The sequence below is a fragment of the Streptomyces specialis genome (assembly GCF_001493375.1).
Lineage (GTDB): Bacteria > Actinomycetota > Actinomycetes > Streptomycetales > Streptomycetaceae > Streptomyces > Streptomyces specialis.
On record NZ_LN929838.1, the window covers coordinates 142,540 to 155,699 of the forward strand.

Consider the following 13,160-nt stretch of genomic DNA (forward strand, 5'->3'; position numbering starts at 1 on the left):
TGGGTTACTGGGTTGGTTGGGTTAGTGGAGGGCTGCTGAGAGTCGGCCGTCGAAGGTGATGTCGAAGGCGTTCAGAGCGGTCTTCCAGCGGCTGGTCCAGCGTTTGCGGCCGGTGCCGGTGGGATCCAGGGACATGATCGCCATGTAGACGCACTTCAGCGCGGCCTGCTCATTCGGGAAGTGGCCACGAGCCTTCACAGCCCGCCGGATGCGGGCGTTGACCGACTCGATCGCGTTGGTGGTGCAGACGATGCGGCGGATCTCGGTGTCGAACCGCAGGAAGGGGGTGAACTCTTCCCAGGCGTTCTCCCACAGCCTGACGACTGCCGGGTACTTGCCGCCCCATGTGTCGGCGAACTCGGTGAACCGTTCCAGGGCGGCGTCCTCGGTGGGGGCGGTGTAGACCGGCTTCAACGCTTTGGCCATCTTGTCCCAGTCCTGGCGGGCCGCGTAGCGGAAGGAGGCCCGCAGGAGGTGGACCACGCATGTCTGGACGAGGGTGGCCGGCCAGACGGTGCCGACCGCATCCGGCAGGCCTTTCAGGCCGTCGCAGACGAGCATGAGCACGTCCGCGACGCCGCGGTTCTTCAGCTCGGTCAGGATGTGCAACCAGTGCTTGGCACCTTCACTGCCGTCGCCGGCCCATAGCCCCAGGATCTCGCGGGTGCCCTCGCTCGTGACCGCCAGGGCCACGTAGACGGGCCGGTTGGCGACCGCGCCGTCGCGGATCTTGGTTCTGTCGGGGATCTTGTGATGCGGACGGTGGGGTTCACCGGGTGAGCAGGACGCGTTTGCGAAGGAGATCGAGGCTGGCGCGTCCGAACATCTGGCGTTTGATCATCTTGAGCCGATTGATGTTGCCCTCGACGGCGCCGGAGCTGTGCGGCAGGGTAAGGCCGTTGCGGACGGCGTCGATGTCGCGGCGGAGGTTGCGGGCGAAGGACGCCAAGGGAGCCAGGCCGTCCTGTTCGACAGTGGTGATCCAGCCGTCCAGGCGGTCACCATGGCGGCCGGTCAACATCGCGGCGAATGTGCGGACATGGCCAGTGAGCCGATCCAGGTCGCTGTCGCGCTCCCGAAGGCGGTGCAGCTTGTCGGCGTCCTTGTCGTGGAGGTGCTCAGGGTTGGTCATGATCCAGGAGGTGACCTCCCGGACCGACGGGGGCTTGGGGCCCGGAGCGGGTGCGTGTCCGCGCCCGGTGCGGTAGCGGCGCAGATGCCGCTGAACGGCCAGCTCACCGCCGGGATAGCCCAGTTCCTTGATCTCTCGGTAGAGCTGGGTGGCGTTTCTGATGCCCTCGTTCCACCGGCGGTGCAGGTAGCCGGTGTAGGGATCGACAACGTGGGCGCGCTGGAGTGTCCTGGCGATGACCTCGTCGACAGCGCGGGCGTTGACCAGCTTGCGGACGGTGGCCTGGTGAAGGCCGAGCTTGCGGCCGATGGCCGCCTTCGACAGGCCCTTCTCCCACAGCTCATGGACGGCGGCGTGCTGCTGCCGCATCCGGTTCACGATCTTCAGCTCGCGCGGCGGCTGCACCACGGCCGGCTCCGCCTCCACCTCGGCCGGGGACGATTCGGGCGTCGGTTCGGCCAGGCAGGAGCGGCGGCCGTTGACCGTCTTCTCCACGGCCTGGCCGAGGTTGCGCCACAGATGGAACCTGTCGGCGACCTGCTTGGCCTGGGGAGCCCCGCCCCGTGCGCCTTCTCCGTAGCCGCCCGAGCGGTCCCGGCAGATCACCTTCACCTCGGGATGCTGCCTCAGCCAGGCGGCCAGGTCCTCGCCCTCACGGCCGTCGAACAGGTGCAGGGGGCGGTGGGAGGCCATGTCGATCAGCACCGTGCCGTAGTGCCGTCCCTTGCGGAAGGCGAAGTCGTCCACGCCGAGCACCTCCACGACCCTGGCCGGCGGGTCGGGCAGGGCCCGCACCAGCCGCAGCAGCGTGTCCCGCCCCACTGTGACGCCGATGGCGGCGGCCATCCGCACCCCCGCACGGCCCGCCAGAGCCAGCCCGATCTGGGTCAGTACGCCACGCAGCAGCGGGGTATAGCGGCCATGCGGCACGGTCAGCCCGGGGACCTGCTCGACGAACGTGACCGCTGGGCAGGCGGAGTTCTCACAGCGGAAGCGCCGTACCTGTAACTCGATCACAACCCCCAAGCCACCGACGGCAACGTCGCGGAGCTTGCGGATGTAGCGGCCGTGCACCCGCCCGGAGCTCCGGCCGCACCGACAGGTCCCGGCCGTAGTTCGCACACGAGCCCTCAGCACGACAACACCCGCGCTCCTTTCGACCTCGTCGAACAGCAACGCGGACAGGTACGGAAACAGCTCCACAAGCACATCACGAGAACACGCGATGCATGATCGCGAACAGATGGGAACCGCCGCTCGTCCGTCCGGATCACAAGACCGTCGACAGAACCCGGATCTTCACGTGGATGGCGTCGATGAAGACCACGGGGCAGACGGGTCGAGGGGGCGGTTCTGCCATTCGGCCATGCCGTCCAGGACTTTGTCGGTGATCGTGGAGATCGTCTGGCGGGACACTTCCGCGCCGTAGACCTCGGCCAGGTGGGCCTGGACCTCCCCAGTGGTCAGCCCTTTCGCGGACAGGGAGATCACCATCTCGTCCACCCCGGTCAGGCGCTTTTGCCGCTTACGGACGATCTTCGGCTCGAAGGTGCCCTCCCGGTCGCGGGGCACGGATATCTCCACCGGCCCGACATCGGTCGGCACGGTCTTGGAGCGGGTGCCGTTGCGGTTGTTGCCGCTGTTCCTGCCGGCCGGATCGTGCTTGTCGTAGCCGAGGTGGTCGGTCATCTCGCCATCAAGCGCGGACTCCAGCAGCCGCTTCGTCAGCTGTTGGAGCAGCCCGCCCTCACCGGTCAACTGCAGACCCTCGGCCTGCGCGCGGTCGACGAGTTGGTCGATCAACCCCTGCTCCACCGCCACCGACGCCTTGGCCTCAGGCGCCTCGACAGGACCGTTCTTGGACGTGTTCTCGCTGGTCACAGGTGCATCTTCCATGATCGGGATACACCACTCGTTTTACAGTCCCGACCCCTTGCAGTGCAGCAGCACGAGGGACGTGCGCTTGGGGCTGCTGCGCCGCGGCCGACCGCCCCCGCCCGACGATGAGGCGTGACGGTCATCTAGCTCGACAAGGTCGTTTCCCGCTCTGTGCTCATGAGAGCGGCCGGCCCCTACCGACCCCCTCGTGCCCTGTGCGCACGGCCGATGCCCAAGACCGTCAGGCGAAGAAGATAACCTGCGGGGTGAGGTTGTAAATTGAAGAGCCTCGATGTGCGCGATGACATCGGGGATGGCCGGGCCGCCCTCTGACTGACCAGCCAACGCGAGGACGACCCAGCTGTTCCGTAGTAGCCGGATGGCTCGGAGGTGGCCTCCTTCGAGTCATCCGGTTCGGCAGGTTTAGAGCGCCTTGAAAACCTCCCAGATCAACCGGGCCGAGTCCACTGCCGTTGCCAGCAGACGGATCCTGTCACTACGGCGCCGTTCTTGCTCCTTCTCCTCCTTCGGGGGCTTCAGCCTTGTGCCTTCAGGCTCCTCCGCAGGTGGATCGTGGTCGGGCATGGCGCCTCCTCGTCGTAGGGAACGGTGGACCTGCAGCCTGCGCCCGTGAGGGAGCACAGCCTGCGGAGCCCACCCATAACCCAGCGAGGTGGAACGACGACCTGCTTTGTCGGCAGACCGGGCAGTCCTGCGGTCCTAGTTATGGACCATCAGCCTGACTCGTCGCCGGTGACGCACGGTCAGGGCAACGAGCGGTGACAGCATAGCCCATCTCAAGGAGAGTATGGTGTTGCATCCTCTCGGGATTATCTAAGGCGATGTTTCGCACTCGGGAGACAATCGGCTGGGCTCGAGGGGCCTTGACAACTTGGGAGACATCGCCATGGGACGCCGCTTTCGATCGATCGACAACCGCTCCGGCCCGGAGGCAGCTTTCGCCCGCGCGCTCCGTGAACTGCAAGATGCCTCAGGCCTGTCGCTGGCGTACGCGGCTCGAGAAGGCGGCGTCGCCCCGTCAACTGCTTACGCGGCGATGAGCGGCACCCGTGTTCCGTCGGTAGAGGTCGTCGAGGCGCTGGTGTCCGCGTGGGGCGGCCACGTGGAATCGTGGCTGGCTAGGCGGCAATCGGTGCTGGCACAGATCGAGTTGGCGTCTTCCGATATGGAGCCTAGTGGATCGGAGGGACATCGGGGTACGGGTCGCGAGCCGGGCCTGTCTGAGGCGGTCTTCGAGTTGCCGGCTGGACTCCTCGACGCTGCTTCCGCACGCCGTGAATTCGCCGCTGAGCTCCGGGAGCTTCACAAGAGGGTGGGATCGCGAAGTCTCAGAAGGCTGGCCGACGACGTGGGCACTAGTGCCTCGTCTCTGAGCCGGGCGCTCTCGGGCTCGTCTGTGCCGAGTTGGAAGCTGGTCGAGGAGTTTCTGCGAGTTGTGAACGCGGCGGGTGGTGAGGGTGACGTCGTGACGATGAAGCAGAAGTGGCTTGCGGCGAAGACCGCCCTGCTGAGGACATCGGCCGCTAAGGGCCCAGAACACATCGCAGGGTCGTCACCAGCCATGGAGCAGACGAGCGGCAACGCTGACGATGGACCGGCACCGCACACGAAGTTCGTTGATGTGGGTGCACGGAGCGAACCCGACCGGATGGCGGTCGCCCGTTCCCCCGTGCAGAGTTCCTTTCCGTTCCCAGAGTCGGCGGGAGTAGGGCTCGACAGCCGGATGTGGGCTAAGTACGTGAGCTCCTCGCGACTGGTGTACCCCCTGATCTGTCACCTCCTCGACACCGCCGCCGTCGCCGGAGCCCTGTGGGACGAGATGCTGGGCACTCGGCTACGGTCGCGCTTCGCAGCGGAGCTGGGGATGTCGGAGGAAGGGTGCCGACGCGCCGTCTGCTTCTGGGCCGGGTTGCACGACATCGGGAAAGTCACGCCAGCCTTTCAGTCCCGAGCGCCGGAGCCGTTCACGTCCATCGCCACGGACCCTCGGTACGCCGACCCCGAACCAGCGGAGCCCGGCCTTCGGCACGACACAGCGACCCACTGGGCACTCGCCCAAATCCTGGACGAACTCGGCTACCCCCGAGCCCGGGTCCGCCGGTTCTCCGTAAGCCATCAGATCGCCCAACTAGTGGGGGGACATCACGGCCGCTTCGGTAAGGCCATTCTCCACAAACAGCTCCGAGCGGTGACGGATCTCCATCCGGGCATGCGGCAGCAGGGATGGGAAGGCCAGCGCCGCGCACACACCGCGGCAGTGTGGAAGCTCACTGGGGCCCGAGAGATCCCGCAGCGTGCCCTGTCGGCTCCAATGGCAGCCATCCTCGCCGGGCTCGTGACGGTGGCCAACTGGCTCGCGAGCGGCTCCGACATTGTTGAGACCAGGATGCCGGCAGCCGATTGGTGGGGCACTGACGCGGACCTGGAACAACACTGGAACACCGCCCTGGCGACGGCTCCGACGCTGGTGAAGCGGGCCGGGCTGGGCGCCGTAGTGTTCCGTGAACAGGCGGATCAGGACCGCCTGCTCGCCCCGGTGAACGGGCTGTCGATCGATGTGGACGAGCGACTGCCGGCCGTCGCGAAGGGGCCGGGCCTGGTTCTGGTGACCGCTCCGGCAGGAGAGGGTAAGACCGACGCGGCTCTGCGCGCGGCATCGATCCTGGCCCGGACCTCTGGCGCGGGTGGGCTCCACGTCGCAATGCCGACCACGGCCACGGCCGACGCCATGTATGGGCGGGTCAAGCACTTCGCCAGGGACGCCGTGAAAGGAGAGCAGCCGCTGACCCTGCTGCATAACCTCTCGTGGACGGGGCCTTCGGTGCGGCTGAGACACTTGGCCGTCGATCCGGCAGGGCTGGTTGAGGCCGACGGCCCATGGCCGGGGATCGACGTTCCCAGCGTAGAGGCGGACTCCGCCCGGTGGCTGCGTGGACGCCATCGGGGGTTGCTCGCGCCCTTGAGCATCGGCACCCTGGACCAGCTCCTCATGGCGGTGATCGCTGGACGGCACAACGTCGTGCGCATGCTCGGTACCGCGAACAAGGTGGTCGTCCTGGATGTGGCTGAGGCGTACGAGCCGTGGCTGCGCCGCCTGCTGGCCCGATTCCTGGAGTGGCTCGGGGCACTGCAGACGCCGGTCGTGATGCTGTCCGATACCGTCACCCAGAGCGCCTCTTCCTCCCTGGCGTATGCCTATCGACGCGGGGCAGGTTTCACCGACCGCACGAGCGTCAAGCCGCCGGATCGGGGGTGGCTCTACATCGATGCGGAGACGGGCGAGATGGTGGCGCACGCGGTGAGGCGCAGCCGGTCGCGGTATCTGACCGTCGACCGTTTGAGTGTGACGTGGGACGTCCAGGAGCCACCTGAGCAGAGTCCGAAGCAAGGTTCCCGTCGCGAGGCTCTCCGCGGCCTCGTGGCACCCGTGCTTGACGAGGGAGGCTGTGTACTAGTCTGCTGCAGCACCGTCTCCGAAGCACAACTCACCTACCGCGACCTGGAGTTCGCCTTCCCTCGGCTCGCGACACGAAGGGGCGGGCTGCGACTCTTGCATCCCCGGCTGCCGTCTGACCAGCGGCGTCGGACCTCGGAAGCCTGCCAGGCAGCCCTCGGCAGACCAACCGACGACGATCGCAGTGCCGGCCGAGGGCCGACCGTATTGGTCACAACCCAGGTCGTCGAACATTCACTCGACTTGGACTTCGACCTGGTGGTCAGTGACCTCGCCCCCTTGGCGCACCTTCTCCGGCGAGCCGACCTGAGCAAGCGGTATCCGGGTGTCCCGAGGCCAGGGTGGGCAGGAGGATCGGACGATCCACGTCTAGTGGTTCTCGATCCGCTGAGCCGCGGCTCCCGGAACGGCGCTTCGAATGGCCCGGAGCAGATCTATGATGAGGGGCTTCTCGACCGAACCACCACTGCGCTGACCGGACTGGCCGGTGGGAGGCTCGTGGTGCCCGAAGACGTCCCAGCACTCATCGAGTCGGTGCATCCCGCGAGCACACACCAGGAGGAGCCCGAAACCGCAGCAAGGGTCCAGGCGGAGGCTCTGACGATTCCCGAGCCCTTCCGTGTAGGCGGCGACCTCGCGGCGCTGACCAACGCCCCCCCCGGCATCACGGACGACCTGCTGGCCGACTGGACCGGTGCCGAGACTGGCCTCGCCATCTGCATCTACGTCCATGCCGACGACAGTAGATGGCTGGATCCCGCCCAAACGGAACCAATGCCAACGGAAGCGACCGGCGACCCGCGTCCCGACGAGGTAGTCGCACTGATGAGCCGCACCGTGCCGATTCCCAGTTCATGGCTGGCCGACCGGACCGCTGAGAACGAGGTTCCAGAGACATGGCTACGGCAGCCGCTACTCAGGGGGCTTCTACTCCTGCTCATGCGGCGGACGGAAGATGGGCGCTGGTCCTGCCGATTGGGCGAGCGCAGACTGGAAATCTCCAATGTCGGGCTCTCGGTGAGCTGACAAGCTCATGGTGGAGGCCAGGCCGAGGGGTAACGACTGTCGGCGTCGCTTGAATCGTAACCCGGCCCGGATGCTCGGGTTCTAAAGCGTGTTGCAGAAGGGTGTGACCTGGGCATTCCGGATGTATGGGTGGCGTCTTACGGGCTGAGCCGGTGTGCACCGAGGTGTTCACGGGGCTGCAGGAGCCGCAGTTCCGGCGGTTGGTGAGGGTGGTGCGTGAACGGGGCGGTGACGGCCCCCGGATCGGCCGGCCGTGGTGTCTGCCGCTGCCGGAGCGGGTGCTGCTGGTGGCTTTCTACTACCGCACGAACCTCACGATGCGGCAGCTCGCGCCATTGTTCGGCGTCTGTCCGGCGACGGTGTGCCGGGTGATCCAGCGGCTGGGCCCGATCTCTCGCTGGAGCCGGCCTTGCCTGCCGGCGTGTCCGAGGAGTGTCGCGAGGTCGTCGGCGGGCCACCGTTCGGTGTAGTCGGCAACCATCAGCAGCCCCGCCGCCGAGCCGCCCGCCTCCGGCCCGCCGCCAGGGCTGTCCGGGGTGAGGGTAGTGGCGGGAGCCGGGTCGCTGTGGTGCCTGGCCTGCACGACCTCCCACCCTGCCGCCTGGGATGTGTGCGCGAAACGGGCGGCGAGGCGGATCTTGCCCTACCCGCCGGGCCCGTGGACCAGCAGCACCGACACCCCCTCCCGCCCGTCACGCCAGGCGGTCAGACGAGCGAGTTCGGCTTCGCGGCCGGTGAAAGGGATCACCACGTAGCGGGCTTGGAGCAGCCGCGCTGGCTGCGCACGCGCCGCCCCCACCCCAGGCGGGGCGCTGGGCGGGAGGAAGGCGTCGACACGGTAGAAGGCCTGACCGGTCATGATCTCCACACTCCCGGCGACACCGGCAACCTGAATCACCGGACCGAACACCGTCGCCCCCGACACCCACTGGCCCGTAAAGGCGGCAGCGGTGACAGCCGCTCCAGGGCCAGGACCAGGGGGGCCTGAGGGAGATGCGGGAGAGGCGCCGACGACGCGGGGATCGGGCTGGATTGGGCCGGGGTGTTCACCGGTCGTGCTCGATCTCGATGTCGCCGGTGACGTCGGTGATCTGGTAGACCGGCCCGGCCACCGCCGAGCCCAGGACCGTCTCCCCGCCCTCCTCCGCGCCCACCGGTACGCCACCGGCCGGGGCGGGCGGCAGGACAGCGGGAGTCGCAGTGGTGCCGTGGTGGATGATCCGTACGCTCCCGCCCGCGCTCCGGATCTGAACGATCCCCGCGCTGATGGAGCTGCCGCTGACAACCTGCCCAGCGGGCGGCCGTCCAGATTCGGCGGCGACCGGATGAAGCGTCGGTTCCGGCTGGCTGTCCGTGGTACCGGACGGCAGCGGCGCCGGAGCCCCCCTGGCAGCGGTACGCGCGGTGTCGTAGACGCGCCACAGCGCGGTCACGGTGTGGCCGGAGCCCAGGGCCTTGTCCGCGGCGCAGGCGAAGGACTCGCTGGGGTTCTCGGTGCGGTTCTCGATGTGGCAGACGTAGGACTTGTCGAGGCCCATGCGGGCCGCCGTCTGGCGCCGCGACCACCTGCGCCCCGTACGCAGCCGCACCAGTTCCCGGACGAACACGGCGGCGGCCTCCTCCACCGGATCCGTCCCCGGGGGCCCGGCCGGGGCCGGGGTACGGTCCGGGTCGGCGGTGGCGACGCGACCAACGACCCCGCACCGGGCCGGCCCAAGGCCCCGGAGGAGCCCGCAGCGGCGAGGGATGGCAGGGCGTTTGATCTGCGCGCGTCCAGTGGTGTGCAGATCGGTGAACACAACACCCAGCACATCCACCAGCCGCAGCCACCGCCGCCCGTCCCCCGGGGCAGCGACCTGCCGAGGGACATCGCGGAGTTCACCGGCCGCCACGACGAACTCCAGCGCCTGATCGAAACGGCGGAGGCCGGGCGGACGCCGGTGATCACCATCCACACCGTCGAAGGCATGCCCGGCGTCGGCAAAACCGCCCTCGCCACCCGGGCCGCCCACCTGCTCACCGGCCGCTACCCCGACGGGCACCGCTTCGTCCGCCTCAACACCCACACCACCACCCCCGTCCAGCCCGCCACCGTCCTGGCCGACCTGCTGCGCAGCCCTCTTGGCTGTCGGGACTGCGAACCATAACGTATCGATTGCTTTGGTTTTATTTTTTTTTTTTTTAAAAGAAAAAGCCGGTCATTGTGTTTTCTCCCCGGGGGGGGGGGGGGGGAGGGGGGGAGGGGGGGGGGGGGGCCCCCCCCGCCCCCCCCGCCGCAACGGCTCACCCCGGTACGCGTCTTGCGCGCGCCCCCGGCCGCCGCGTAAACGTGGCCATGCCAATCCGCGCGACCCGCAGCGGGGCCAACTAGCCCTGTGGACGGGTGAGTTCGCGTGGTTGGGGAGTGGATGGGGAACTGTGACGCAGGGGGACGCGGACGTGGACGGCGCAGGCAGTGGCCGCTTAGACGACCAGGGCGCCCTCGTACCCGCCCGCCGGGACGGGCACCTCCCCGCCGTGCCCACCGCCCCGCCGTCCGGTGGCAGTCCGCCGACCCAGGGCCCGCCCGGCACGCGGCCGGCCGGGGAACCCAGCCCTGAACGGCAGGCGGCTGAGGCGTTCGCGGCCGAGCTGGAACGGCTGCGCGCCGGGCGCGCACTGACCCGTAACGCGCTGGCCGGCCTGATGGGCTACACCCCGACGTACATCAGCCACATCGTCGCCTGCCGCCAGGCCCCCTCCAGGGAATTCGCCGAGGCCGCCGACCGTGCCCTCGCCTCCGGGCAGACCCTGACCGGGCTGTGGCGGGCCTTCCACACCGCCCGCACCGCCCGGCGCCAGCCGCCCGGCACCGCGCACCCTCCGGACGGGCCCGGCCCAGCTCCTGGCAGCGACCCGACCCGCAACTCCGCAGGTGTGGAGGCGGGGCCGCAACTGCCGCCCGCGCCCGGTGAAGAGGCTGGCCAGTACCGGATCAGCCTGCACGGGGCCAGCGGGGTCGGGTTCCAGTTCGGCGGCAGCAACAACACCCAGCACATCCACCAGCCTCCGCCTGCCCCGCCGGCCGGGGACGAGCGGTGACGCCCGCGTCCCCCGCCGACCCGGACCCGGCCGGCGACGAGCACGACGACACCACCCCCCACCGGCTGGACACACCTCCCGCCGCGGCGGGAGACGGACCGGTGGTAGAAGTGCACGGCTCCAGCGGCATCGCCTTCCAGCTCGGCGGAAGCCACAACACCCAGCACATCCACCAACCGGCGCCCCCGCCGCCCATCCCCCGGGGCAGCGACCTCCCCAGGGACATCGCGGAGTTCACCGGCCGCCACGACGAACTCCAGCGCCTGGTCGAAACGGCCCAGGCGGGACGGACGCCGCTGATCACCATCCACACCGTCGACGGCATGCCCGGCGTCGGCAAAACCGCACTGGCCACCAGAGCCGCCCACCTGCTCACCGACCGCTACCCAGACGGGCACCGCTTCGTCCGCCTGAACACCCACACCACCACCCCCGCCCAGCCCGCCACCGTCCTGGCCGAGCTGCTGCGCAGCCTGGGCATCGATCCCCGCAACATCCCCGACAGCATCGACGAACGCGCGAGCATGTGGCGCGACCGGCTCGCCGGGCGGCGCATGCTGCTGGTCCTGGACGACGCCGCCACCGCCGCACAGGTCGAACCCCTCATCCCCGCCAACCGCGAGTGCCTGGTCATCATCACCAGCCGACGCCGCCTGCTCGACCTCGACGGCGCCCGCCCCCTCCCCCTCGCCCCAATGCCGCCCGACCAGGCCGCGGAACTGTTCGTGCGGCTGTCCCGCCGCACCCCCACCCCCGGCGACCAGCCCGCCATCGACAAAGCCGTCGACCTGTGCGGGCACCTCCCACTGGCCATCACCATCCTGGCCGCACGCCTCGCCGTCCAAGCGGCCTGGACCATCACCGAGTTCGTCGACGAAGTCGCTGCCTCGCAAGACCGGTTGGGCGAACTGGAAGCCGGCGACCGCGCCGTCAACACGGCCTTCGACTTCTCCTACCACCACCTCGGCCCCGACCTGCAACGCCTCTACCGACGCCTCGGACTGCACCCCGGACCCGACACCGACCCGTATGCCACCGCCGCCCTCGACAACATCCCCCACGACCTGGCGCGCCGCCGGCTGCGGGAACTGCACACCCTCCACCTCATCGACGAACCCGCACCTCGCCGCTACCGCCTCCACGACCTCCTGCGCCACTACGCCCACATCCACACCCACCATGACCCCCCGCACGAGCGCGACCAGGCCCTCACCCGCCTGCTCGACTACTACACCCACACCGCCCAGCAAGCCGACCACCACCTCACCCACACCCCTCTACACATCTCACGCTGCCGCCCATACCTCGCCGACCGCGACCAGGCCCAGACCTGGATGCGGGACGAGCACACCATCCTCCTGGCCGCCGCCCACCACGCCGCGGCACGCGCCTGGCCCCACGCCTTCCTTCTCGCCCACGCCCTCGCCGCCCACCTCGACCAGGACGGCCACTGGACCGACGCCGCCACCCTCCACCACACCGCCGCCCACACCGCCCGAGCCCTGGGGGACCGTCACGTTGAAGCCGGCGCCCTGGCTGATCTGGGCTGGGTGCGGCGGCGGGCGGGTGACTTCGGTGAGGCGGCGCGGCTGGCCCAGCAGGCGTATGACCTCTACACCGCCCTCGGCAATCGCCAAGGCCAGGCGTACGCCCTGCTCGACCTGGGCCAGGTGCGGCGGCTGACGGGGGATTACGGTGAGGCGGGGCTGCTGGCCCAGCAGGCCCACGACCTCTTCACCACCCTCGGCAATCGCCAAGGCCAGGCGTACGCCCTGCTCGACCTGGGCCGGGTGCGGCGGGCGACGGGCGACTACGAGGGGGCAGGGCAGCTGGCCCAGCAGGCTTATGACCTCTTCACCGCCCTCGGCAGCCGTCACGGCCAGGCCAACACCCTGCAACTGATGGGCCAGACCAGCACCCAGCAAGGAAACTTCCCCCAGGCCGCTGACCTCCTGGCCCGCTCCCGCGCCCTGTTCCACGACGTCGGCGACCCGCAGGGTGAGGCGGAAACCCTCAACGCCACCGGCGACCTCCACACCGCCACCCACCAGCGCCACGCCGCCCTCGACACCTACCAGCAGGCCCTCACTCTCGCCCGCCAGGTCAACAGCCCCATCGACGAAGCCCGCGCCCTCGAAGGCACCGCCCGCGCCCACCACGCCCTCGGCCACCACCAGCAGGCCATCACCAGCCTCCGCGAAGCGGTCACGATCTACCAGCGCATCGGCGCCGCCGAAACCGGACCCGCCACCACCTACCTCCACAAGCTCGAAACCGAACACCCCCAACCCTGAACCGCCCTCGCCCGGACACCACCCGCCCCGGGCGGGTGCCGTAGAGGGGAGGCGCCGCGCAGGTCGGCGCCCTCCCGGCCCGGTCGCCACAAGAGCCCGTCGTGCGGCGGCTTGGGGCCTGCGGTGCCGCTGCGACGCAGGGTGGTTCACACAAATGACCATCTGTGAGAGCTCTCGACATCCCCGGAAAGCGGCCACGTTTCTCCAGGTCGCCATTCACAGAAGTCCTCTCAGAACCCGGGCGTTGTGCGACGGGGTTCTGAGATGTCCGTGA

8 protein-coding genes and 3 pseudogenes are annotated in these 13,160 nt (G+C 69.1%); 5 read left to right on the forward strand and 6 right to left on the reverse strand.

Going from position 1 to position 13,160, the window contains the following annotated elements; translation table 11 throughout:
- Window positions 1-21: 21 nt before the first annotated feature.
- From BN2279_RS08545 to BN2279_RS08555, 3 genes and pseudogenes are all read right to left on the reverse strand, one after another.
- A pseudogene (locus BN2279_RS08545) lies at window positions 22-732 on the reverse strand (IS256 family transposase); the annotation flags it as partial.
- 37 nt (window positions 733-769) lie between these two features.
- Window positions 770-2,341 carry an ISL3 family transposase gene (locus BN2279_RS08550; RefSeq protein ID WP_324612829.1) on the reverse strand — a complete coding sequence of 524 codons (1,572 nt, stop codon included), beginning with the start codon at window positions 2,339-2,341 and terminating at the stop codon, window positions 770-772.
- Between the two features lie 82 nt (window positions 2,342-2,423).
- Window positions 2,424-3,013, reverse strand: a pseudogene (locus BN2279_RS08555) (transposase); the annotation flags it as partial.
- A gap of 904 nt (window positions 3,014-3,917) precedes the next feature.
- Between BN2279_RS08555 and BN2279_RS08560 the strand changes: the two are divergent.
- Together BN2279_RS08560 and BN2279_RS27465 are read left to right on the forward strand one after the other, a co-directional pair.
- Entirely contained in the window at window positions 3,918-7,511 is a 3,594-nt protein-coding gene (locus tag BN2279_RS08560; RefSeq protein ID WP_079031988.1) for a CRISPR-associated endonuclease Cas3'', read from the forward strand.
- A 125-nt stretch (window positions 7,512-7,636) separates the two neighbouring features.
- Window positions 7,637-7,903: pseudogene (locus BN2279_RS27465) on the forward strand (helix-turn-helix domain-containing protein); the annotation flags it as partial.
- On the opposite strand, the gene BN2279_RS29835 reads toward BN2279_RS27465, so the two are convergent.
- The 3 genes from BN2279_RS29835 to BN2279_RS29215 all read right to left on the reverse strand — a co-directional run bounded on the left by BN2279_RS29835 (window position 7,810) and on the right by BN2279_RS29215 (window position 9,136).
- A complete protein-coding gene (locus BN2279_RS29835; protein ID WP_199827691.1) occupies window positions 7,810-8,094 on the reverse strand; it encodes a hypothetical protein in 285 nt (94 codons plus the stop codon). The pseudogene BN2279_RS27465 and the gene BN2279_RS29835 sit on opposite strands and share 94 nt — an antisense overlap.
- Window positions 8,095-8,154: 60 nt before the next feature.
- Window positions 8,155-8,436 (reverse strand): hypothetical protein, encoded by a 282-nt coding sequence (locus tag BN2279_RS08570; protein ID WP_234347623.1) that lies wholly within the window; start codon window positions 8,434-8,436, stop codon window positions 8,155-8,157.
- A gap of 121 nt (window positions 8,437-8,557) precedes the next feature.
- Entirely contained in the window at window positions 8,558-9,136 is a 579-nt protein-coding gene (locus BN2279_RS29215; protein WP_059008062.1) for a helix-turn-helix domain-containing protein, read from the reverse strand.
- 156 nt (window positions 9,137-9,292) lie between these two features.
- Between BN2279_RS29215 and BN2279_RS29220 the strand changes: the two genes are divergently transcribed.
- The 3 genes from BN2279_RS29220 to BN2279_RS08590 all read left to right on the forward strand — a co-directional run bounded on the left by BN2279_RS29220 (window position 9,293) and on the right by BN2279_RS08590 (window position 12,886).
- Complete coding sequence (locus BN2279_RS29220) at window positions 9,293-9,658, forward strand: ATP-binding protein (RefSeq protein WP_059008064.1); 366 nt, start codon at window positions 9,293-9,295, stop codon at window positions 9,656-9,658.
- Window positions 9,659-9,929: 271 nt separating this feature from the next.
- Window positions 9,930-10,592, forward strand: a complete 663-nt coding sequence (locus BN2279_RS27475) for a helix-turn-helix domain-containing protein (protein WP_159037150.1) — start codon at window positions 9,930-9,932, stop codon at window positions 10,590-10,592.
- Window positions 10,589-12,886 (forward strand): ATP-binding protein, encoded by a 2,298-nt coding sequence (locus BN2279_RS08590; protein ID WP_059008068.1) that lies wholly within the window; start codon window positions 10,589-10,591, stop codon window positions 12,884-12,886. Before BN2279_RS27475 ends, BN2279_RS08590 begins: the two co-directional genes overlap by 4 nt.
- Window positions 12,887-13,160 lie beyond the last annotated feature (274 nt).

Coding starts and splice junctions, on each gene's coding strand:
- BN2279_RS08560 (WP_079031988.1), top strand. CDS start 3,918: ATGGGACGCCGCTTTCGATCGATCGACAACCGCTCCGGCCCGGAGGCA.